Origin of the sequence: Diaphorobacter sp. HDW4B, assembly GCF_011305535.1 — a bacterium.
Classification (GTDB): domain Bacteria; phylum Pseudomonadota; class Gammaproteobacteria; order Burkholderiales; family Burkholderiaceae_C; genus Diaphorobacter_A.
Genome location: NZ_CP049906.1, coordinates 416,360 through 438,746 on the forward strand (window position 1 = coordinate 416,360; position 22,387 = coordinate 438,746).

The 22,387-nt window shown below is 59.7% G+C and carries 20 protein-coding genes; 18 read left to right on the forward strand and 2 right to left on the reverse strand.

What is annotated here, in order from left to right:
- The first annotated feature begins 6 nt into the window (after positions 1 to 6).
- Genes G7048_RS26735 through G7048_RS26745 form a run of 3 tightly spaced genes read left to right on the forward strand, consistent with a single transcriptional unit; the run spans position 7 to position 3,883 of the window.
- Positions 7 to 1,461, forward strand: a complete 1,455-nt coding sequence (locus tag G7048_RS26735) for an aldehyde dehydrogenase family protein (protein ID WP_166071519.1) — start codon at positions 7 to 9, stop codon at positions 1,459 to 1,461.
- Positions 1,412 to 2,464: a tripartite tricarboxylate transporter substrate binding protein gene (locus tag G7048_RS26740; RefSeq protein WP_166071520.1), complete on the forward strand. Its 1,053-nt coding sequence runs from the start codon at positions 1,412 to 1,414 to the stop codon at positions 2,462 to 2,464. The genes G7048_RS26735 and G7048_RS26740 overlap by 50 nt, the downstream gene beginning before the upstream one ends.
- A gap of 12 nt (positions 2,465 to 2,476) precedes the next feature.
- On the forward strand, positions 2,477 to 3,883 hold the full coding sequence (locus tag G7048_RS26745) for an FAD-binding oxidoreductase (RefSeq protein ID WP_166071521.1): 1,407 nt from the start codon (positions 2,477 to 2,479) through the stop codon (positions 3,881 to 3,883).
- A gap of 36 nt (positions 3,884 to 3,919) precedes the next feature.
- Here the strand turns inward: G7048_RS26745 and G7048_RS26750 are convergent, their stop codons facing one another.
- Entirely contained in the window at positions 3,920 to 4,846 is a 927-nt protein-coding gene (locus tag G7048_RS26750; protein ID WP_166071522.1) for an IclR family transcriptional regulator, read from the reverse strand.
- A 61-nt stretch (positions 4,847 to 4,907) separates the two neighbouring features.
- The gene (locus G7048_RS26755) at positions 4,908 to 5,582 is read right to left on the reverse strand and encodes an RraA family protein (protein ID WP_166071523.1); all 675 of its coding nucleotides are present in this window, start codon (positions 5,580 to 5,582) and stop codon (positions 4,908 to 4,910) included.
- A gap of 186 nt (positions 5,583 to 5,768) precedes the next feature.
- Here G7048_RS26755 and G7048_RS26760 point away from each other — a divergent pair, with 186 nt between their 5' ends.
- The 15 genes from G7048_RS26760 to G7048_RS26830 all read left to right on the forward strand — a co-directional run bounded on the left by G7048_RS26760 (position 5,769) and on the right by G7048_RS26830 (position 22,358).
- Entirely contained in the window at positions 5,769 to 6,746 is a 978-nt protein-coding gene (locus tag G7048_RS26760) for a tripartite tricarboxylate transporter substrate binding protein (protein WP_166071524.1), read from the forward strand.
- Between the two features lie 75 nt (positions 6,747 to 6,821).
- Positions 6,822 to 7,826, forward strand: a complete 1,005-nt coding sequence (locus G7048_RS26765) for a tripartite tricarboxylate transporter substrate binding protein (protein ID WP_166071525.1) — start codon at positions 6,822 to 6,824, stop codon at positions 7,824 to 7,826.
- Positions 7,823 to 8,986 carry an alpha-hydroxy acid oxidase gene (locus G7048_RS26770; protein ID WP_166071526.1) on the forward strand — a complete coding sequence of 388 codons (1,164 nt, stop codon included), beginning with the start codon at positions 7,823 to 7,825 and terminating at the stop codon, positions 8,984 to 8,986. The genes G7048_RS26765 and G7048_RS26770 overlap by 4 nt, the downstream gene beginning before the upstream one ends.
- 170 nt (positions 8,987 to 9,156) lie before the next feature.
- Complete coding sequence (locus G7048_RS26775; protein ID WP_166071527.1) at positions 9,157 to 9,876, forward strand: FadR/GntR family transcriptional regulator; 720 nt, start codon at positions 9,157 to 9,159, stop codon at positions 9,874 to 9,876.
- 5 nt (positions 9,877 to 9,881) lie between these two features.
- Entirely contained in the window at positions 9,882 to 10,868 is a 987-nt protein-coding gene (locus tag G7048_RS26780; protein WP_166071528.1) for a D-isomer specific 2-hydroxyacid dehydrogenase family protein, read from the forward strand.
- A gap of 41 nt (positions 10,869 to 10,909) precedes the next feature.
- Positions 10,910 to 12,076, forward strand: coding sequence for a mandelate racemase/muconate lactonizing enzyme family protein (locus G7048_RS26785; protein ID WP_166071841.1), 1,167 nt, complete (start codon positions 10,910 to 10,912; stop codon positions 12,074 to 12,076).
- Positions 12,077 to 12,122: 46 nt separating this feature from the next.
- The gene (locus G7048_RS26790; RefSeq protein ID WP_166071529.1) at positions 12,123 to 13,121 is read left to right on the forward strand and encodes a tripartite tricarboxylate transporter substrate binding protein; all 999 of its coding nucleotides are present in this window, start codon (positions 12,123 to 12,125) and stop codon (positions 13,119 to 13,121) included.
- Positions 13,118 to 14,125, forward strand: a complete 1,008-nt coding sequence (locus G7048_RS26795) for a tripartite tricarboxylate transporter substrate binding protein (RefSeq protein ID WP_240933376.1) — start codon at positions 13,118 to 13,120, stop codon at positions 14,123 to 14,125. The genes G7048_RS26790 and G7048_RS26795 overlap by 4 nt, the downstream gene beginning before the upstream one ends.
- A 588-nt stretch (positions 14,126 to 14,713) precedes the next feature.
- Entirely contained in the window at positions 14,714 to 15,181 is a 468-nt protein-coding gene (locus G7048_RS26800) for a TetR/AcrR family transcriptional regulator (protein ID WP_240933377.1), read from the forward strand.
- Positions 15,162 to 15,584, forward strand: a complete 423-nt coding sequence (locus G7048_RS26805; protein WP_166071531.1) for a cobalamin B12-binding domain-containing protein — start codon at positions 15,162 to 15,164, stop codon at positions 15,582 to 15,584. The genes G7048_RS26800 and G7048_RS26805 overlap by 20 nt, the downstream gene beginning before the upstream one ends.
- Complete coding sequence (locus G7048_RS26810) at positions 15,581 to 17,263, forward strand: methylmalonyl-CoA mutase (protein WP_166071532.1); 1,683 nt, start codon at positions 15,581 to 15,583, stop codon at positions 17,261 to 17,263. Before G7048_RS26805 ends, G7048_RS26810 begins: the two co-directional genes overlap by 4 nt.
- Before the next feature lie 4 nt (positions 17,264 to 17,267).
- A complete protein-coding gene (gene meaB, locus G7048_RS26815) occupies positions 17,268 to 18,455 on the forward strand; it encodes a methylmalonyl Co-A mutase-associated GTPase MeaB (protein WP_166071533.1) in 1,188 nt (395 codons plus the stop codon).
- 198 nt (positions 18,456 to 18,653) lie between these two features.
- Positions 18,654 to 20,615: an AMP-binding protein gene (locus G7048_RS26820; RefSeq protein ID WP_166071843.1), complete on the forward strand. Its 1,962-nt coding sequence runs from the start codon at positions 18,654 to 18,656 to the stop codon at positions 20,613 to 20,615.
- Positions 20,612 to 21,409: an ABC transporter ATP-binding protein gene (locus G7048_RS26825; RefSeq protein WP_166071534.1), complete on the forward strand. Its 798-nt coding sequence runs from the start codon at positions 20,612 to 20,614 to the stop codon at positions 21,407 to 21,409. Before G7048_RS26820 ends, G7048_RS26825 begins: the two co-directional genes overlap by 4 nt.
- Positions 21,410 to 21,428: 19 nt before the next feature.
- Complete coding sequence (locus G7048_RS26830) at positions 21,429 to 22,358, forward strand: branched-chain amino acid ABC transporter permease (RefSeq protein WP_166071536.1); 930 nt, start codon at positions 21,429 to 21,431, stop codon at positions 22,356 to 22,358.
- Positions 22,359 to 22,387 lie beyond the last annotated feature (29 nt).

Here is a 22,387-nt window from a genome sequence, read left to right on the forward strand (position 1 = left end):
GGAGACATGGAGACAAACCGATCGGTTCACCGAAATCTCATTGGCGGCCAGTGGTGCGAGGCCAGCGATGTCACGCAGAACATCAATCCATCGGACACGCGCGAGACAGTGGGGGTGTACGCGCGAGGGGGAACTGCGGAGGCCGAGCAGGCCGTCGCCGCTGCACGCGCCGCTTTCCCGGCCTGGTCCTGCACTTCGCCACAACTGAGACATGACATTCTGGTTCGCGCCGCTCAGGAGGTCATGAGTCGCAAGAACGAGTTGGGGCACTTGCTTTCCAGCGAGGAAGGCAAGACGCTGCCCGAGGGTATCGGCGAGGTGACTCGTGCTGCCAACGTTCTGGCTTTCATGGCCGGTGAGTCCTTGCGTATTCCGGGCGATCGAACGCCCGGTCTCATGGCTGGCAGCGACACGGAAGTGACGCGCGAACCATTGGGCGTGGTGGGCGTCATCTCGCCCTGGAATTTTCCGATGGCCATTCCAGCGTGGAAGATCGCTCCAGCACTTGCCTTTGGCAATACTGTGGTGTTCAAGCCCGCTGAGCTGGTGCCGGGATCGGCGTGGGCTCTGGTAGATATTCTTCAGCGCGCTGGCTTGCCGGACGGGGTGCTCAATCTGGTGATGGGATCTGGCAGCCAGGTCGGAGGTGTTCTGAGCTCCCACCCTCAGGTGGACGCCATCAGCTTCACGGGGTCCGTGCCCACAGGGCGTCGCATTGCCGTGGATTGTGTGAGCGGACCCGTCATGAAGCGCATGCAGTTGGAAATGGGCGGCAAGAATCCGCTCGTGATTCTGGACGATGCGGATCTGGCCATTGCCGTGGAATGCGCCGTGCAAGGAGCATTTTTCAGTACGGGTCAGCGGTGCACCGCATCGTCACGCTTCATCGTCACGGAGGGCATTCATGATCGCTTTGTGGCCGCCGTGATTCACCGTCTTGAGGGGCTGAAAATCGGGCATGCGCTTGATCCTGCAACCCATATTGGTCCGGTGGTCGACGAGAAGCAATTGTTCGTGGACCTTTCCTACATAGACATCGGGCGCAAGGAAGGAGCCCATCTGGCTTGGGGTGGGCAACGGTTGGAGTTGGCTGCGCCCGGGTTCTACCTGCAGCCTGCGTTGTTTACCGAGGTGAGTCCGTCGATGCGCGTCGGACGAGAGGAAATCTTCGGCCCGGTCGCATCAGTCACACGGGTTCGAGATTTCGACGAAGCGCTGCATGTGGCCAATGACACCGAGTTTGGGTTGGCTGCCGGCATCTGCACCACCAGCTTGCGATATGCGTCGCAATTCAAACGTCATTCACAGGCGGGAATCGTGAAAGTCAATCAGGCCACCAGTGGTCTCGACTATCACTTGCCGTTCGGTGGTCGCAAGGCGTCCTCTTACGGGCCTCGAGAGCAGGGGCGATATGCAGTGGACTTCTATACGCTCATCAAGACGGCCTACACGTCGGCTTGAGCGATCAACATCAATTCCAAGGAGACAAGTCATGAAGAAAAAATGGATGATCGGCCTGAGCCTCATATCCGCTGCCGTATTTGCAGTATCTGCGCATGCTTCCGACTACCCCCAGCGCAGCATTCGCATCATCGTTCCGTTTGCCGCAGGAGGGATCACTGACGTGATGGGCCGCACCATTGCCATGCATCTGAGCACGGAACTGGGCCAGCCCGTGATCGTCGACAACAAGCCGGGTGCGAGCGGCATGATCGGCTGTGAGATGGCGGCCAAGGCGGCTCCCGATGGCTACACCTTGCTGATGGCCGGAATCGCGCCGTTAGGCACCAATCCGGTGATGTATCGCCAGATTCGCTATGACCCGGTCAAGAGCTATGAGCACATCGGGCTGGTAGCCAAGCAGCCTTTGGTGGTTGTCGTAAGCAACAAGATCCCCGTCAACAATGTCCAGGAACTGGCCGCATATCTGAAGAGCAAGCCTCAAGGAGACATGTTCTACGGGACATCGGGGAGTTCATACCAGTTGATCACGGAGGCTTTCAACGCACAGTTGGGGGTCAAGATGACGCATGTGCCGTTCAAGGGAACGAGTCCGGCCATCGAAGCGCTGCTTGGCGGACAGATTGGCTTCATGATCGACCCGTATTCCACAATGGGATCGCAGGTCAAGGCAGGAAAGGTCAAGGCGTTGGCCCTGACTGCTGACAAGCGCTCCGAAACTGCACCGCAACTGCCCACGGTGATCGAGGCTGGATTGGCCGGGTTTGAGGCTTCATCCTGGCAAGGGCTGCTTGCGCCTGCGGGCACGCCCAAGGACGTTGTTCAGAAGTTGAATACGGCGCTTGTCAAAATTCTCAAATCGAATGAGATCAAGCAGAGCTTCGCAGCATCCGGCGTGCAGCCATCTCCTTCATCGCCTGCTGAATTCCGCCAATTCATTCAGTCTGAAAACCAGCGTTGGAAAAGCGTGGCGACTGCGGCGAACATTCAGCCAGAAGATTGATGGGGCTTGGTCATGCAGTTGTATGAAAACCGTCCCAAGCGGCATTTGAGTGAACAAGGCATCGCGGAGTTCGTCTCTGAGTTCGGCGAACGGTTCACGCAAAACATGGCGCTGCGTGAACAGCACGGAACGGATGAGTCGCCCTATCCGGTTTGTCCACCCGACGCGGTGGTATTTGCTTCTTCGACGGACGACGTCGTGCGTGCGGTGCAGCTGTGCCAGCGATGGCAGGTGCCGCTGATTCCCTTCGGAATCGGATCCTCAATGGAAGGGCACATCTTGCCCATCGAAGGCGGGGTGACACTCGATCTGTCACGGATGAACCAGATCATCGCAGTGAACGCGGAAGACGCCACCGTGACGGTACAGGCGGGAGTATTGCGTCAGCAACTCAATGAAGAAATCCGCCACACGGGGCTTTTCTTCCCGATTGATCCTGGCGCGAACGCTTCCCTTGGAGGGATGGCCAGCACTCGAGCGTCTGGGACGAACGCGGTGCGCTACGGAACCATGCGTGAGAACGTGGTGTCGCTCAAGGTGGTGACGGCCGAGGGCAAGGTGATTCGCACCAGCAGTCGTGCGCGCAAGTCATCCGCTGGGTATGACCTGACACGACTTTATGTCGGCAGTGAAGGAACGCTGGGCATTATTGTCGAGGTCACGCTGAGGGTGTATCCGGTGCCCGAAGCGATCTCCGCGGCGGTCTGCAACTTCGCGACACTGCAGGATGCGGTGAGCAGCGTCATCGACATCATGCAGATGGGTATTCCTGTCGCCAGAGTGGAGTTCATGGATGACCGAGCGGTACGGGCAGTCAATCGCCACAGTCAGTTGAATCTTCGCGAAACTCCGCTGCTGCTTTTCGAATTTCACGGAAGCACTGCCGCTGTGGCAGAGCATGCGCAGCAGGCACAGGAGATCACGCAGAGCCATGGAGGCATGGACTTCGAGTGGGCAGAAAAGGCGGAGGAGCGTTCGCGACTGTGGACTGCACGGCACAAGGCTTACTTTGCCGGACTGCAAATGCGGCCCGGTGCGCGCAGCGTGTCAACCGATGTCTGTGTGCCGATCTCTCGTCTCGCCGATTGCGTGATGCAGACCGTGACCGATCTGGAGGGTATGCCCTTTCCGTTCAAAATCGTCGGCCATGTAGGTGACGGCAACTTTCATGTGCAGATGCTGCTCGATGAACAAAGCGAAAACGAATGGGCACTGTCAGAGGAGGTGAATCATCGCCTGGTCCGCCGCGCCATCCAAATGGATGGCACCTGCACGGGCGAGCACGGCATCGGCATTCACAAGATGGAGTTCCTCAAGGAAGAGCACGGTGAGGATGCCTTGGATGTGATGCGCAGAATCAAGCATGCACTTGATCCGGCAAACATTCTCAATCCCGGCAAGATCGTGAGCTGGGATTGAGGGATGCGTACAGGCTGTCCGCGCTGAGCGCTGAGATCAGCGTCCGGACAGCTGTGCGATCTGTTGCAGCGCTGGTACCTGCAGTGGCATCAGTCTTGTGCAGGCCAACAGTTCCTTGGAAATGAAGGCGATGGCTTCTTCGTCAAAGCTTTCTGAATATGCGGTGATCGCCAGACAGCCGAGCGCAGTCTTGTCCCAGGAATAGAAGTTGGCAGCGATCGCACTCAGCCCATCGTAGAACTCGTCGCGCACCAGCACATAGCCGTTTTCGGCAGCCAGTTTGAGGTCCGCATCCAGTGCCGCCTTGGTGGTGATGGTCTTGCCGGTGCGCGCCACATAGGGGGGCTTGCCGAGCATGGCTTCGCGTTTGGTTGGATCGGAAGCCAGCAGAAGTGCTTTGCCAGGACCCGAGGCGTGTAATGGACCGTGCAGCCACGTGGTGTAGTAGGGGTTGAGCGAGCTGCCTGCCTGCATGACGTCGACCACGACGCGCTCGCCGGCAATGTAGGCAACCAGAACCACGGATTGACTGACCTTGTTGGCAAGACCGCGAACCAGAGGATCGGCCTGACGACGAAGCTCTTCCAGCGGGTGCTTCAGCGCGAGCGGGCGCAGCGTTGACGGGGAGGCCAGATAGTATTTCCCGTCAGCGATGCGAATGACTCTCTGTGCATCTTCAAGTGTGCGCAAAAGACGCAAAGTCGTGCTGAGGTCCAATTTGACGTCGGCAGCCAGCTCGGCAAGTGTCATCGGGTGGCTGGCTGCGACCAGCGTGTCCAGCAGTGCCAAACCGCGCAGCAAAGTGCCCGCCAACTGCCCATTGGCCTTGGAGTTCTCGGTGGAGGTATCGGCCTCGACGGCTGATGTGGGTGCTGATGATTTTCGAGGTCTTGGCATGATCTGATTAAAAAGCTGGCGAAAAGGGTCGCAAGCCGTTTTGCGCGGTAAAGCTTTGAGGCACAAGGGGCGTCATGGCTGTCGCCTGACACATGGCACTGTTCCCAATACCCCAGCGGCGCAGGGATCAGAGTTTAGCGAACTTGCGCAGTGCTTCCGTGAATGCCAGGCCCTTGCGGATTTCTTCGCTGGCCAGACGGTCCTGCTGCTCCAGCTCGGCCGCAAGACGAGCCACTTCAGCTGCCCGTTCATGTGGGACGACAACGATGCCACTTGCGTCCCCGATGATGATGTCACCCGGGTGCACAGGCATGCCGTCAATCTTGACTGTGGTGTTGATCTCGATGACTTTCACGCGTGTCTTTCCGGAAAGTGGCACCACATGACGCGAGAACACAGGGAAGCCCTGCTCAATGATCTCGTCCGCGTCACGTACGCCTCCGTCCACCACCAGACCAGCCACGCCATTTTGCGCGGCCGCGACAGATGCGACGCCGCCCCATGTCGACACCTGCTGTCCGCCATTGTCGATCACGACGACATCCAGAGACTGGCACATGTCGATCACGGTGCCAAGGCCGAACTCGGATGCCTTGTACGCATTTTTGGCTCCCGTCACTTCCTTCACGGTCAGGGCTGCGCCCACGAAACGCATGCCCGGGGCAACGGGACGCAAGTTCAAACCGATGCTGCCGATGTTCAAGTCATCCAGCACATTGCCGATAGTGCTGGTGGCCAGGCCCTTGAATGCGTCGATCAGGTCGGGGGACGTTGCTGGGCGGGTACCTTGATGGATGCTCACTTGTTGATCTTTCCGGGTTGTGTGTTGATACGTTGAAAATACAATAAAGAAATAAAACTTTCAATAGATGAATAACTAATTTCATTAAATAGTTTGCATGTCACACTTCGCGAGTGGCAGCGGGGTGGCGGAGATGGGCTCTGGCGATTGACGGCTGTCTTGGGAATGGATGAGGAGACACGATTCATGTGGAACAACCGACGGACGGTGCTTTGTCAGCTTTCGGCAGGAGCGCTGGGGGCTGTTGCGCCGATGGCGTTTGCAACAACGGATTGGCCACGCAAGCCAGTGCGGGTGATCGTGCCTTTCACGCCTGGCGGATCCACGGACATTGCTGCACGGCTGGCGGCCGAGGGGATGGGGCGAAAGCTCGGGCAAACATTTGTAGTCGACAACCGTCCTGGGGCGGGTGGCAATCTGGGGCTGGAGGCATTGGCGCGTTCCGAAAACGACGGCTACACCATCGGCATTCTGACGACCGCTCATCCGATCAACAGTTGGCTCTACAAGAAACCTGGGTATGACCTGAAGACCAGTTTTTCTCCAATCGGCTTTCTGCAGGAGGGACCGATCATGTTGGTGGTCCACCCGAGTCTGCCGGTCAACTCGGTGGCCGATTTCATAGCCTATGCGAAGGCGAATCCCGGCAAGCTCAACTTTGCAACCTCGGGTACGGGAAATTCCACGCACATGGCGGGTGAGTTGTTCTGCAATCGCGCGCAGATCAAGATGACTCATGTTCCTTACAAGGGCAGTGCTCCCGCCATCGCAGACACGATTGCGGGGGTCTGTGAATTGAGCTTTGACACCATGATCTCGGCCTTGCCCCATGTGAAGGCCGGAAAGCTCAAGGCCCTCGCCATCACCACAGGCAAGCGCTCGTCAATGACGCCGGACGTGCCCTGCATCGCGGAAACCTTGCCTGGTTTTGATGTGTCCGCATGGAACGGGATGGTGGCGCCGGCGGGTACTCCCAAGGACATCATCGGCAAGCTGCACGCAGCCATGGTGGATGCGTTGGCTTCGCCGAACGTGACCAAGCGATTCACCGAAATGGGCGTCACGCCCCGTGCCATGCAGCCCGAGGAGTTCCACAAGTTCATTCTTCAGGAGGCTGAGATGTGGGGTAAGACGGTGCAGGCGGCAAAGATCACGATCGATTGACGTATTCACGGGCTGGCCTGCGCTTTAGGTGCATGCAATGATGACCCACAACCAGAATGATTGAAGGAGACAGAAATGAGTTTTCAGCGACGTTTTGCCATCAAGGCAAGTCTGGCGATGGCAGTGGCCGCTACAAGTCTATGCGGCCCCGTGGTGCAGGCCAAGGAGGAGGGTGCGGCGGGCTATCCCGCCAAGCCGATCACCTTCATCGTTCCTTATTCGTCGGGTGGACCCACAGACCTGATAGCGCGCCAACTGGCGCTTGGACTGACGAAACTCTGGGGGCAGTCTGTCGTCGTGGACAACCGCACCGGGGCAGGCGGGATCGTTGCGTTGACTGCTTTGGCGCGAGCGCCGGCGGATGGCTATACGCTTGGCATCATGGTGTCTCCAGTGACTGCCATTGCGCCGCTGACTCAGCCCAGCTTTCCATATGACGTCACCAAGGACTTCACGGCAGTATCCGACGTGGTTGACTATGCACTGGTATTGCTGGCCGGGCCGCAAACCAAGGCCAAGAGTCTGCAGGAATTGGTGGAGTATGCAAAGAAGAATCCAACTGGCGTGACCTACGGATCTTCGGGCTTGGGAGGTACCAACCATCTCGCGGGCGAACTGTTTTCGCGCGCGTCCAGTGCTCCGATGCTGCATGTGCCATACAAGGGCAATGCTCCGGCCATCAACGACGTGCTGGGTGGTCAGATCAGCTTTGTGTTCGCGCAGACAGATGCGGCCATCGGTTTGGCCAAGAGTGACAAGATCACAGCGTTGGGCATCACCTCTTCGTCTCGCAATCCTATGCTGCCGAATGTGCCGACGCTGGAGGAGTCCGGGTTCAAGGGAGTGGACGTCGGCGGATGGACGGGGGTCATGGGGCCTGCGAAGCTGCCTGCGCCGATTCTGAAAAAACTGGAAGATGGCATAGCGGCGGTGAAACAGTCGCCCGAATTCAAAGAGAAAATGGAGTCGCTTGGCTTTGTGATCACTGGCACTTCGTCTGCTGACTTCAGCCAGCGCGTGCGCAAGGAGCGCGACTTCTGGAAGGCGAAGATCACCGAAGCGAAGATTCAACTCCAATGAGACTGGACCAACTATTGTCGGTAGGCGATTTCGAGCGCAGGGCGCGCTCCATCTTGCCGCGTGCTGTATTCGGTTATGTCAACGGTGGAACGGAAGATTGCCTGACGCTCGATGCGAATCGCGAGGCCTTTCGTGCTGTGCAGTTTCGACCGCGCGGCTTGGTGGGAGTGGCGGACAGATCGCAGTCGGTAGAGCTTTGGGGGCGCAAATACCAACATCCGTTCGGTATTGCTCCGATGGGGGTGACGGCCATGTGCCGCCATCGTTGCGAGTGGGATCTGGCCAAGGCTGCTGCGAATACAGGGATTCCGTTCGTGCTCAGCGGCTTGTCCACACTCGCGATGGAGACCGTGCGCGAAGCCGATCCGGACTTCTGGTACCAAGGCTATATCCCGGGCGATAGAGAAGTCATCCAACCCTTGCTCAACCGCTTGCAATCCAATGGCGTCAAGGTGCTGGTGGTGACGATCGACACGCCCTTGGGAGCCAATCGTGAAAACAATCAACGCAACGGGTTCACCATTCCCTTCAAGTTCAGTCAGGGGTTGTTTTGGGATGGCGTACGGCATCCGCGTTGGTCCGCTAATGTGTTCGCACGAACATTGCTGGCGGATCGTGCGATACCGCGGTTCTGCAATGTGGTTGCGGATCCTCACGGGTATCGAATCACCGAGGAGCCCAAAGGCGGGTTTCGCAGCGGGCGTGATCGACTCGATTGGACGCATCTTGCCTGGATGCGTGAAGTCTGGCCGGGACGTATTGTGCTCAAGGGGGTCGCGCATCCTGACGATGCAGCAATGGCCGAGCGCATGGGACTGGATGCAGTCATCGTCTCCAACCATGGTGGTCGTCAGCTCGACGGTGCTCAGGGCTCGCTGGACGCATTGCCGGACGTGGTCGCCGCGGTGTCATCGCAATTCCCCGTAATGATCGATGGCGGCTTTCGCCGTGGCACCGATATCCTGAAAGCCATGGCTCTTGGCGCACGCATGGTGTTTATGGGACGCCCTTTTCTGTATGGCGCGTCGGTGGCAGGGCAAGAGGGCGTGCAGCGTGTGATCGACATTCTGGGCTCGGAGGTCGATCGGAATCTTGGCTTGTTGGGGTGTCGAGAGATGGACATGCTCAATCGAGAATTCATCGTATCCAAAGGACGTTGAAATTCCGTCTTGGGCGACTCAGGCATGCATGAGATTGGACCTGCAATTGGCAGGCGGGTCTCAGGGATTCCTCTGATTCATAGGGAGGAGTTTCTAAGGTGAAATTGGTTTAACCAATTTGGTTTAACCAATTTTGGAGACGCCTCAGCGCGTCTCCGCGCATCAGCCATATGGAAACAAGTCTCGTACTGTCACGAATCCTGCCGTTCATTCGGGAGCGCGGCTATCAACCGGGGGAGCGGATCCCATCCGAGCGTGAGCTGGCCGAGCGCTTTCAGGTCAGTCGCGGCATCTTGCGCGAGGCATTGGCCACGCTGGAGGCGATGCGGGTTCTGGAGCGCCGTCCGCAATCGGGTATCTATCTGTTGGACGTGGCTACCCAAGCTTCGGTCGATATGGTGGTGTTGGAGTCAGAGCTGGGAATGCCGACGACAACGGCTGAAGTTCAGGACCTCAATGAATTTCGTTCCATGCTGGAAATTCAGGCTGTCTCGATGGCCTGTGTCCGACGCAAGGACACAGACATCGAGAGGCTGGACTTGATCCTGACGGCCTCGCGAGCACGGCATGCGACAGGGCAGTCGTTGAGCGATCAGGATGCGCAGTTCCACATGGCGTTGTGCGCTGCCAGTGGCAACAAGCTGATTCAGCGAGCCGCCAATTCCTTTTGGCTCGCTTCGCGAGCACGCCGGGAACAGTACTTCGCAGATTCGGCCAACGGCAAGCGCTCCATTACGCAGCACACGGCCTTGCGCAATGCCGTGGAGCAGGGCGATGCGGAAAAGGCGGTGGATGTGCTCAATCTCCATCTGGGCAATGTGGAGCGTTACTGGCTCAAGCATGTGCAGCCTGGTCTGGCGGCTGCTTCTGTCAAACCGGCAGGAGCTTGAGTTCCATGTCCAAACCCTTGGTTTTGCTGACCAACTCGATCGACCCAGAGGTCGCTCAAGCCTTGTCTGCGGACTTCCAACTGAAGACGGCGGCTTCGACGGATGCACAGGCGTTGCGTAACGCTGCACAAGATGTGGACTACATCGTCGTCAGAGCCGTATTGCCGAGCAATATTTTCGATGTGGCGACGAGACTGCGTGCGGTGGTCCGACATGGCGCCGGATTGGACATGATTCCAATGAGCGCTGCGAGCGACCATGGTGTGGCGGTCGCCAATGTACCTGCAGTCAATGCTCGAAGCGTTGCGGAATACGCTGTTGGGCAGATGCTTTCTCTTGCACGGCAACTCCCGGAAATGGAGCGGGCACTTCGGCAGGAAGAGTGGAATGCACCGCGCTTGCAGGCCGAAAAGACTTCGGATCTGCACGGCAAGACGGTGGTCATTGTGGGCATGGGTGCCATTGGGATGGCGCTGGCCCAGATCTGCCGCCATGGCTTTGGCATGCGCGTGTTGGGTGTGCAGCGCCGGGCCATGGAGGCGGCGGATCTGTATGAGTCAACGACTTTGGAGTCGGCCTTGCCGCATGCGGATTACTTGGTGCTGGCCTGCCCTTTGAATGACAGCACGTTTCACATGATCGACGCAGCCAGTTTGGCCCTTGCCAAACCGGGAGTACGGCTGATCAATGTGGCCAGAGGTCCGGTCGTTGACACGGCAGCCTTGATCGATGCGTTGGAGCAAGGTCAGGTAGGTGGCGCGGCGCTGGATGTGCATGAAACACAGCCATTGCCAGCGGATTCGCCGCTGCGCCGCATGCCCAATGTACGACTGACACCGCATCTGGCGGGCATTACAGCGGACAGCATGCGGCGCATGAGCGAGTCCGTGATGGCGCAGTTGCGCGAGATGCAAGCCGGTGAATGGCCCAGACATTGGTGCAACCCACAAGCCGAAGAAGCAATCCGTGCCCGTTGGGCGCGGATTGGCTGAACTCTTCGTTATCCATTTCCTTTCTCATTGCAGGATTGAGCATGAAAATCAAAAGTATCCATGCCCGTTGGCTTCACGTTCCCATTCCCTACGAAAAGCAGCATGTGTCTGACTTCGGGCGGGTCGCCTCGTTTGATTCGGTGCTGGTGCGCATCGAGACAGAATGCGGTCTGGTCGGGTGGGGCGAAGCCAAGGAAGAGGTGGGCAGCGAGGGCAACAGCCATGGCGTGGTGGCGATCATCAACCATAAGTTCGGACCTGCGCTTGTGGGTGAAGATCCACGCGACATCAATCGCCTGTGGGAGCTGATGTACAACGGTTGTCGTGGGCACTATGCCTTGGCTCACGGACATGTGTTTCCGATTATGGGACGTCGTGGAGTGTCGATTGCAGCCATCAGCGGCATCGATATGGCGCTTTGGGACATTCTGGGAAAACATTTGAACGTTCCGGTATGGCGGTTGCTGGGTGGGCGCAAGGCCGAGCGCATGCCCGCGTATGCCTCTGGTGGCTGGGCAGATGCAGAACACATTGGCGAGCAGTTGCTTGGATACATCGCCAAGGGTGGATTCAAGTCGGTGAAGATGCGAGTGGGGGTGATTGATGGCGACCCGATTCACTCCGCACGCCGCGTGCAGGCTGCGCGTGATGCCTTGGGCCCGGAAGTGGGGCTGGCGTGTGATGCACACGGTACCTACACCGTTGCGGAGGCCAAGCGCTTTTGTCGCTTGGTGGAGGACTGCAATCTGCTGTGGTTCGAGGAGCCAGTGACAGCGGACGACAAGCAAGGAATGGCGGAGGTGCGTAAAAGCACGGCCATCCCCATTGCTGCCGGAGAAAGCGAGTTCAACCGCTTTGACTTCCGCGATCTCGTGCAATTGCGTGCCGTCGATGTGTTCCAACCGGATCTCGCGATCTGCGGTGGCATCTCGGAAGCCATGCGCATAGGTGCTCTGGCATCGGCATGGAACATCAAGCTGGCACCCCATTTGTGGACCGGTGCATTGGCGTTTGCGGCTGGCATGCATGTGGCAGCGGCTTCTCCAGCCGGTTTCATTCTGGAGTACTCGGTGGGAGCCAATCCCCTTCTGCAGGAGTTGGCTGTGGAGCAGTTCACGGTAGAGGATGGAATGGTGGAGATCCCCGACCGCCCGGGACTGGGGATCACTGTGCGGCAGGATTTTGTCGATCGCTATGCCGTGACCTGATTCACCGAGACATTTCATACAAAACAACCATCAAGGAGACAATGAAATGAAGGACAGGAAACTCAGGGGTACACGTCGCACGTTGCTCAAAATGTGCGTGGTTGGTACGGCGCTCGTGGCATCGATGACTGGCCATGTGCAAGCAGCCGGCAACTATCCGACCAAGCCTATCCGCTTGGTCGTGCCATTCGCTGCGGGAGGAACCACCAGCATCCTGGCGCGCATGTTGGCGGATCGAATGGGGGCCTCGATGGGGCAGCCGATGGTCGTCGACAACCGGCCCGGAGCGGGCGGAAACGTCGGCATGGATCATGTGGCCAAGTCCGAAGCGGATGGGTACACGCTGCTGATGGGCCCCATCGGCATGGCGATCAACCCTGCTCTCTACGCTAAGATGACATTCGATCCGATCAAGGATCTTGCCCCGATCGGCCTGTATGCGGGAGTCCCCAATCTGTTGGTCGTGCATCCATCGGTTCCGGCCACGAATGTGAAGGAGCTCATCGACTATGCCAAGAGCAACCCCGGCAAGTTGAACTATGCATCCAATGGCAACGGCACATCCAGCCATCTTGCGGCTGAGATGCTCAAGGCCGCCGCGCATGTCGATATTCCTCACGTGCCTTACAAGGGGGGCGGTCCGGCAATGCAGGACTTGATTGGCGGACAAGTGCAGATGCTGTTTGATCAGATGCCGGCTGTGCTCCCGCAAGTCGATGGTGGCCGGGTAAGGGCACTGGGCGTATCCAGTCTCCAGCGCTCTGCAGCCGCAAAAGACATCCCCGCGATTTCAGAGACGCTCCCCGGCTTCGACATGACGGTGTGGTTTGGCTTTCTTGCCCCAGCAGGCACACCAGCGGACATCGTCAAGAAGCTCAATGCCGAAATGCTCAAAGCCATTCAGGCGCCGGATTTTCAGACGCAGCTCGCCAAGATGGGCGTGACGCCCATGCCGGGGAGCCCTGAAGAATTCGGGAAATTCATCGCTTCGGAAACCAAGCGCTGGGCGCAGATCGTGAAGACATCCGGTGCCAAGTTGGATTGAACAAGGAGACAGCAGACATGTCATTTCACCGCAGAACTCTGATTCTCAAGACTCTGGCCGCCGTCACTACAGCGCTAGCCTGCTCGGGCGCCTTGGCACAAACGGACTATCCTTCAAGGCAGATTCGCGTCATCGTGCCGTTTCCTCCAGGCGGGGCATCAGATACTCTGGGCCGCATGGTGGCTCAGCAGCTTTCAACCGCCTGGGGACAGCCTGCCGTCGTGGAAAATCGTCCCGGTGCAGGTGGCAATATCGGTGCAGAGGCAGGAGCCAAGGCCGCGCCTGATGGCTATACGTTGACGCTGGCAGCTGCGGGGTTCATGGCGGTCAACCCGACGCTGTATCCCAAGTTGAACTACGACTCGGCCAAGGACTTTCAGCCGGTCTCATTGCTGGTCAAAGCACCACTGCTGCTTGTGGTCAACCCCAAGGTTGAAGCCAACAATGTGCGCGAGTTCATTCAACTGGCACAGCGCTCTCCTGGAAAGATCACGATCGGCAACGGAGGCGCGGGCACCGCGCAGCATCTGGGCGGCGTGAACTTTGGGCTGTCCGCGAATGTGGATGTTGCTCACGTGCCCTACAAGGGCAGTGCTCCAGCTACCAACGACTTGCTGGGTGGAGTGACGGATGCTCAATTCGACAATTTGGTGACCCTGGTTCCTTTCGTCAAATCCGGAAAATTACGGGCTCTTGGCGTCTCCTCCAAGCAGCGTGTGTCAGCATTGCCCGACGTGCCGACGCTGGACGAAGCAGGTCTTCCCGGATTCGAGGATGGGACTTGGTATGGCATCGTTGCGCCGAAAGGGACTCCCAAGCCCATCGTCGACAAACTCAACGCCGAGTTGCACCGCATGCTCGCGCAACCAGAGACCCAGCAAAAGCTGCTGTCGATGGGGCTGGAACCAGCGGGGAATTCACCGTCTGATTTTGGTGCGCTGATCCACTCGGAAATTTCGAAGTACCGTGCAGTGATCCAGAAGGCGAATATCAAACTGGATTGAGGTTTTGTGCCGCTGAAGATCCCCGCTGGATGGACTGCCTGAGGTCGAGTGGGAAAATCCAAGCCTCTCGCGGACAAGCGAGGTTCTACGAGGAGTCTGTACAGGATCTTGCGCACATGCAGGAACTCAACCAGGCCGCGACACGCTTGGTTGATGGGCTAGCGGCGAGGCGTGAAGCTGCTTTTCGCGAAGAAGAACCTCACTGCGGCGCTACCTGTGAAGGTCGCATCCCCGCCGCTGTGACAAGACCCACTGCGGTACCGCAACACTGCAGATCACCATCGATTGCCGCCATTTTTCCGGTGAACGAATGAGCATTTCGTTCGCCCGGCATCGCCATGGATCGCGTCACGCAATCCATTGGCTGACAGTGAAATCCCTAACTCCCTGATCGTTGACTTCGTCCGGGTGTCGTCTCACACTAATACCAAACGAACGTTTGCTTTTTGTATGAACACCAGACGAAACACCCAACGATCGCCTCGTTCAGACAACAGACTTCCCGAGCTGTTGAGTGCGGCCGCGCGGCATTTCGGCAGTCGGGGTTATGCGGCGACGTCGATGCGGGACATTGCAGTGGAGACGGACATGCTGCCGGGGTCGATGTACTACCACTTTCCTTCCAAGGAAGCCTTGCTGGTGGCGGTCTACAGCCAGGGGGTGAGGGAGCTGGAGTCGGCGACGGCGGTGGTGATCGAGAAGGTGCTTGATCCATGGGATCGGCTGGAGACGCTGTGCCGCGCGCATCTGGAGACGGTGCTTGGTGACAGCCATTACGCGAACGTGCTGATCCGGGTGCTGCCGGACGATATTCCCGAAGCGGCGGAGCGGCTGCGGGAGATTCGTGAGGGTTACGAGAGGACTTTCAGACAAGCGGTGGATCAGTTGCCGCTGGTTCCGCGCGCCGATCGGCGCGCGCTGCGATTGATGTTGATCGGTGCCCTCAACTGGACGGCGCTGTGGTTCAACCCCCAGGGACGCGATTCCCCACGCGCACTGGCGAAGAAGTTTGTGGGGCTGATCAAGGAGACACAAGATGGCAGTTCGTCCGCCTAGGGTGATTGTCACGAAGATTGGATTCGACGGGCATGACCGAGGTAGCCGCGTCATTTCCGCCACCCTTCGCGACGCAGGTATGGAAGTGATCTACACGCCGCCATGGCAGGAGATCGCCACGGTGGTCAAGCTGGCGACCGAGGAAGACGCCGATGTCATCGGCATCTCGTCGCTGGCGACCGATCACTTGATCATTCCGCAGCTCATGTCTGCGTTGAAGGCCGCAGGCCTTTCCGATGTGCAGGTCATTGTGGGTGGCATCGTTCCGGCCAAGGACGAGGCGATGCTGCTGGAGTCGGGCGTGGCGCGGGTGTTTCACCCGGGTGCGGCACTCGACGATGTGGTCACCGATGTCATCGCGCTGACGGCCAAGCGTCGTCAACTGCAAGGAGAATCCGCATGAGCGCCGACGTGTTGAACCTCAAGCAGGCCGCAGCTCCGGATGGGCTGCGCAAATGGGAGCGCGAATTCGCGCAGGGCGTGAAGGGCGACGCGACCACGCACAACCGCTCGGGCATTGCGATCAAGCCTTTGTACACGTCGCAGGACTGGTCGGGTGATCGGCAGGAGGAGGCACTGGCATATCCGGGTCAGTACCCCTACACACGCGGTATCTACGCGACGATGTACCGTGGCCGCAGCTGGTCGCAGCGGCAATTGATCGGCCTTGGCGTGCCGGAGGACTACAACCAGCGGGTCAAGGAAATGCTCGATCTTGGTGCCTCCGCGCTGTCGCTGATTCCTTGCAATTCGGTGTTCAGAGGCTACGACGCCGACGAGGTTCCTCACGAGCTGCTGGGCACCTGCGGCACCGTCATCAATCATGTGAAGGACATGGACACGGCGCTCGATGGCGTGCCCATCGGCAATCTGTCCACGGCGATGAACGATCCTTCGCCATTCACCTTGCTGGCCTTCGAGCTGGCCGTGGCCAAGCGGCGCGGCATTCCATGGACGAGCATCACCGGCACGTCCAACCAGAGCGACTGCATCTCGCACTTCGTCGCCAACCACATGTTCTTCCGACTGGCGCTGCAGGGCGCGCGCCGGGTGGTGATCGACCACATCAAGTTCTGCAATGCCCAGGTGCCGAACTGGAATCCGCTGTCCATCGTCGGCCAGCACATGCAGCAGGCGGGCGCGACGCCGGCAGAGGCGATGGCGTTCACGCTGGCATCGGGCATTCAATATGCCGAGGACTGCATTGCCGCGGGCATGGACCCGGACCAGTTCCTGCCTCGCTTCACGTTCTTCTTCGATATTTCCGTGAGTCTGTTCGAGGAAGTGGCCAAGTTCCGTGCGGGTCGACGTGTCTGGGCACGCTTGTGCCGCGAGCGCTTTGGCGCCAAGGACCCGCGCTCGTGGCGTTTCAAGTTCCACGGCCAGACCTCGGGAGTCGATCTCACGCGCCAGCAGCCGCTCAACAACATTGCGCGTGTCACCACGCAGGCCATGGCCGGCATTCTGGGCGGATTGCAGTCGCTGCACACCGATGGATACGACGAGGTGTTCTCCACTCCCACTGCGGAAGCCGCGCGCATTGCCGTGGCCACGCAGAACATTCTGCGCGAGGAAGCCCATCTCACCGATGTGATCGATCCGCTCGGCGGTTCGTACTACATCGAGTCGCTCACCGATGACATGGAGCGCAAGATCAACCAGATCATCGCGATGATCGACGAGGTGGGCGGCATGTACAACGCCGTCGAGAAAGGCATCGTCCAGCAGATGATTGGCGATTCGGCATTGGCCTTCCAGAAGCAGGTGGATTCGGGCGAGCAGACCGTGGTCGGTGTGAATGCCTACCAGACAGTGGAAGACCCAGCCACCTATCCAACGCTCGAATATCCCGATCCCGCGCGCATGCAGGGCTATCTCAAGCAGTTGGCGGAATTCAAGAACGCGCGTTCCAAGGATGCGGTGAAGCAGGCGCTGACCGATCTTGCACGATCGACCGAAACACGCCAGACCAATGTCTTCGAGCATGTGGTCAGGGCGGCGGAGGCGGGCGCAACGCACGGAGAGATCTGCGGCACCTTGCGCAAGGAACTGGGATTCGGTCATCCACTCACGGTGGTCTGAAGCAATGAACACTGCACTCATCAACCAAGCGCTGGAGGGAGATCGCCGGGCCATCGGCAGGGCGATCAGCGCACTGGAAAACAGTGGCGAGTCCGCCTACGCGATTCGCCAGGCCGTGGCTTCGCGGCAAGGCAAGGCGCATGTCATCGGCGTCACAGGGCCGCCGGGCGGAGGCAAGTCCACACTGGTGTCGGCCATGATCCGCAGCCTGCGCGAGCGCGGGCTCACGGTGGCGGTGGTGGCGGTTGATCCGTCGAGCCCGTTCACCGGCGGAGCGGTGCTTGGCGACCGCATCCGCATGGGCGAGCGTCAGTCGGATGAGGGCGTGTTCATTCGCTCGCTCGCATCGCGGGGACATCTCGGGGGCTTGGCCACCGCGGCTGCGGATGTGATCGATCTGTTCGATGCAGCGGGCTTCAACGTGGTGATTGTGGAGACGGTCGGCGCAGGCCAGTCGGAGGTGGAAATCATCCGCTATGCCGACACCAAGATCGTGGTCTGCCCACCGGGGCTGGGCGACGATGTGCAGGCGATCAAGGCCGGGATTCTGGAGATCGCCGACGTGTTCGTGGTCACCAAGGCCGATCTGCCGGACTCGCGCAAGACGGAGTCCGACCTGCGGGCCATGCTGGCGCTGCGAAAGGACAAGAATGCCTTGCCGCCGGTGCTCAAAGTGGTTGCCACCAACGGTGATGGCGTCGATGAACTGGTGCAGGTGCTGTGCGAACGGGGCGAGCGAGGTGTTCGCCACCGGGCGGGCAGCGCCATCGAGACCCATCAGCAGCTCTCGCGCTTCATCTCCTCGGACAACGTGGCACAGATGCTGGGCATCGAGCTGGTGGCGGCGTCCAAAGGCAGCACGACGCTGCGCATGCAGGTGCAGCGCAAGCACATCAACTTCAACGGCAAGTGCCATGGCGGAATGCTGTTTTCGTTTGGCGACATGGCGCTCGGGCTGGCGTGCAATTCGCATGGGCAACTGGCGACGCTGGTGGATGGGCAGATGAGCATCTCCACCGCGGTGGATGAAGGCGACTGGTTGATCGCGCATGCCAGCGAGGTGAGCCGTTCACGAAAGATCGGCAGCTACCAGGTCCGGATTTCTCGGGCCAGAGACGACGCGCACATCGCGCTGATCCACGGAACGGTGTATGTGCTCGATCGACCACCTGTGGGTGCCAACGATGGGTGAGGTGTGAGGGATGACCGAAGGCGGCGGAAAGTCTTCGTGAGCATTGTCTGAACCAACAAAAACCACGGAGGTATTGCCATGGTGTCATCCATCGCCCTGAAGGCCCGGCAAGACCGGAACAGCTCAATGCCCTCGCAGGCAAGCGGTGCCGAAGATCGAACGGCGCTCATGGACAGAAATTCGGTCAGGGGAGTCGATGTGCAAACCACGTTTCCACGGTTGATGCTGCTGCAGGCCGAGAGCCGCGCCAAGGCTGCGGCGCTGCGCGAGAAGGAGTACGGCATCTGGCAGACCACCACCTGGTCGGAGCTGTCCCGGCTCGTGCAGGCGCTCGCTTGCGGTCTGCATTTGGCCGGACTGCAGCGCGGCGAGCATCTGGTGCTGCTTGGCAGCAATCGGCCACGACTGCAGGCGTGCATGCTGGCCGCACAGTCGCTGGGTGCGATTCCGGTGCCGCTGTATCAGGACGCGGTGGCGACGGAGTGCGTTTTCCCGATCAACAATGCCGAGGTTCGATTCTGTGTGGTCGAGGATCAGGAGCAGGTGGACAAGCTGCTCGAAGTGCGCGAGCGCTGCCCGCAGCTGCTGCGCATCTGGTATGACGAGCCACGGGGCCTGCGCAACTATGAAGAGACGGGTCTCGCGGCCATCGACACGCTCATTCAGGAAGGGCAGCAGTTTGCACAGGCCCATCCGGATTTCTTTCGCCAGCAGGTGGAGCAGGGCAGCCCATCGGATGTGGCGGCCATGTTCTTCACCAGCGGAACGACCGGCAATCCCAAGGGCGTGGTGCACACGCACGCGTCGCTGATAGACCGGGCGCAAGCGGGTGCGAATTTCGACAAGCTGACGAGCTCGGAAGAGGTGCTGGCCTATCTTCCGCCCGCATGGATCGGGCAGAACATCTTCTCCTACGCGCAGTGGCTGGTCGTGGGCTATGTGGTCAACTGCCCCGAGAGCGCCAGCACGGTGTCCATCGATCTCAAGGAGGTCGGACCCACGTATTACTTCGCACCGCCCCGAGTGTTCGAGGGCCTGCTCACCAACGTCATGATCCGCATGGAAGATGCTGGGCCGGTCATGCGCTGGATGTTCCACGCGTGCATGGCGGTGGCCAAGCGCGTGGGGCCTGCGTTGCTCGACCGCAAGCCGGTTGGTCTGCTCGATCGCATCAAGTACCAGATCGGCAATGCCTGCATCTACGGGCCGCTGCGCAACAACCTGGGGTTCTCGCGCGTGCGCATCGCCTACACGGCGGGCGAGGCCATCGGCCCGGACCTGTTCAGCTTCTATCGTTCGATCGGCGTGAACCTCAAGCAGCTCTATGGCTCCACCGAGACGGCGGTTTTCGTGTGCCTGCATCCGGACGACGATGCGCGCTCCGACACCGTGGGCATTCCGTGCGATGGCGTGCAGATCAAGATCAGCGACAGCGGCGAGGTGCTGGTCCAATCGCCCGGGCTGCTCAAGGAGTACTACAAGAATCCTCAGGCAACCGCCGAGGTGATTTCGGCAGATGGCTGGTATCACACGAGTGATGCGGGCTTCATCGACGCCAGCGGGCATCTGAAGATCATCGACCGCGTGAAGGACGTGGGGCGGCTCAAGGGTGGTGCGTTTGGGAACGCCATGTTTGCGCCCAAGTATGTCGAGAACAAACTGAAGTTCTTCTCCTTCATCAAGGAGGCCGTGGCCTTCGGCGATGGACGTGACCGTGTCTGCGTGATGGTGAACATCGACTTCGATGCGGTCGGCAACTGGGCCGAGCGCAGAAACATGCCTTATGCCGGCTACACCGATCTGGCTGCCAAGCCGGAGGTGTGCGAGCTGGTGCGCGAATGCGTCGAGCAGGTCAATGCCGAACTGGCTCGCGACGCGTTGCTGGCCGGCAGCCAGGTCAGCCGTTTTCTGGTGCTGCACAAGGAGCTTGATGCGGACGACGGCGAGCTCACGCGCACCAACAAGGTCCGGCGTGGCTTCATCGGCGAGAAGTATGCGGTGCTGGTCGATGCGCTCTACAGCCAGCAGGCGGAGCAATACGTCGAGACGCAGGTGAAGTACGAGGACGGTCGCACCGGCAGCATCAGTGCCACGCTGAAGCTGCACGATGCCAGAACTTTTGCGCCGACACAGACAGATGCGGGAGTGGGCACGCCATGAGCAAAAAGAAAATCGGCGACGTCATTCTCGATGTCCGCAACATCAGCCTGCGGTTCGGCGGCGTCAAGGCGCTCACCGACATCAGTCTGGATGTGCGTGCACACGAGGTGCGATCGATCATCGGGCCCAATGGCGCGGGCAAGAGCTCGATGCTCAACTGCATCAACGGGGTCTACACGCCGCAGGAAGGAACGATCACGTTCAAGGGCCGGGCGTTCAAGCACCTGAGCAGCCGCGAGGTGGCGGAGATGGGCGTGGCGCGAACCTTCCAGAACCTGGCGCTGTTCAAGGGCATGAGCGTCATCGACAACATCATGACCGGTCGCAATCTGCGCGTCAGAAGCAGTCTGCTCTCACAAGCCTTCCGCAACCCCTTCGGTCTGGGCGGAGCGCAGCGCGAGGAGGAGACACATCGCGCCTTTGTCGAACACATCATCGATTTTCTGGAGATCCAGGCCCACCGCAAGACACCCGTCGGGCAACTGCCCTATGGCCTGCAAAAGCGTGTCGATCTGGGGCGCGCGCTGGCGATGGAGCCCGAGGTGCTGCTGCTCGATGAGCCGATGGCGGGCATGAATCTCGAAGAAAAGCAGGACATGTGCCGCTTCATTCTGGATGTGAACGACGAGTTCGGCACGACCATCGTGCTGATCGAGCATGACATGGGCGTGGTCATGGACATCTCCGACCGCGTCGTGGTGCTCGACTACGGCAAGAAGATCGCCGATGGCACGCCGGATGAAGTGCTTCACAACGAAGAAGTGATCCGGGCCTATCTCGGCACTGCGCACTGACAGGAACAGGAGACCTCCCATGTCGTTCTTCCTTGAAACCTTGTTCGGTGGGCTGATGGCAGGAATGCTCTACGCGCTGGTGGCGCTGGGCTTTGTGCTGATCTTCAAGGCCTCCGGCGTGTTCAATTTCGCGCAAGGGGCGATGGTGCTGTTCGCTGCGCTGGCCATGGCGCGCTTCGCCGAATGGATTCCGCAGTGGTTCGGCATCCAGAGCCTGTGGGTCGCCAACGTTCTTGCCTTCGTGCTGGCAGGCCTGTGCATGCTGGTGATCGCCTGGCTGGTGGAGCGGCTGGCCTTGCGCTATCTGGTCAATCAGGAAGGTGCCACGCTGCTGATGGCGACGCTAGGCATCTCGTATTTTCTGGATGGCCTGGGGCAGACCATCTTCGGCAGCAACATCTACCAGATCAACATCGGCATGCCCAAGGACCCGGTGTTCCTGCTGGACAGCGCCTTCGAGGGCGGCGTGCTGATCAATCAGGAGGATCTCTACGCCGCCATGATTGCCGCGGTGCTGGTCGCGGTGCTGTCGGTGTTCTTTCAGAAGACCGGCACCGGACGCGCCCTGCGCGCGGTGGCGGACGACCATCAGGCGGCGCTGTCGATCGGCATTCCGCTCAATCGCATCTGGGTCATCGTCTGGAGCGTCGCCGGTGTCGTGGCGCTGGTGGCCGGAATGATCTGGGGCTCCAAGCTGGGCGTGCAGTTCTCGCTTGCCACCGTGGCCTTGCGGGCGCTGCCCGTGATCATCCTGGGCGGCCTCACCTCGGTGCCGGGCGCCATCATCGGCGGGCTGATCATCGGTGTCGGAGAAAAGCTCTCCGAGGTCTATCTGGGGCCGCTCGTGGGCGGCGGCATCGAGATCTGGTTTGCCTACGTGCTGGCGCTGCTGTTTCTGCTGATCCGTCCGCAAGGACTGTTCGGCGAAAAGATCATCGATCGCGTCTGATCGCATCGGCCTGTCATCCCCATCACGAC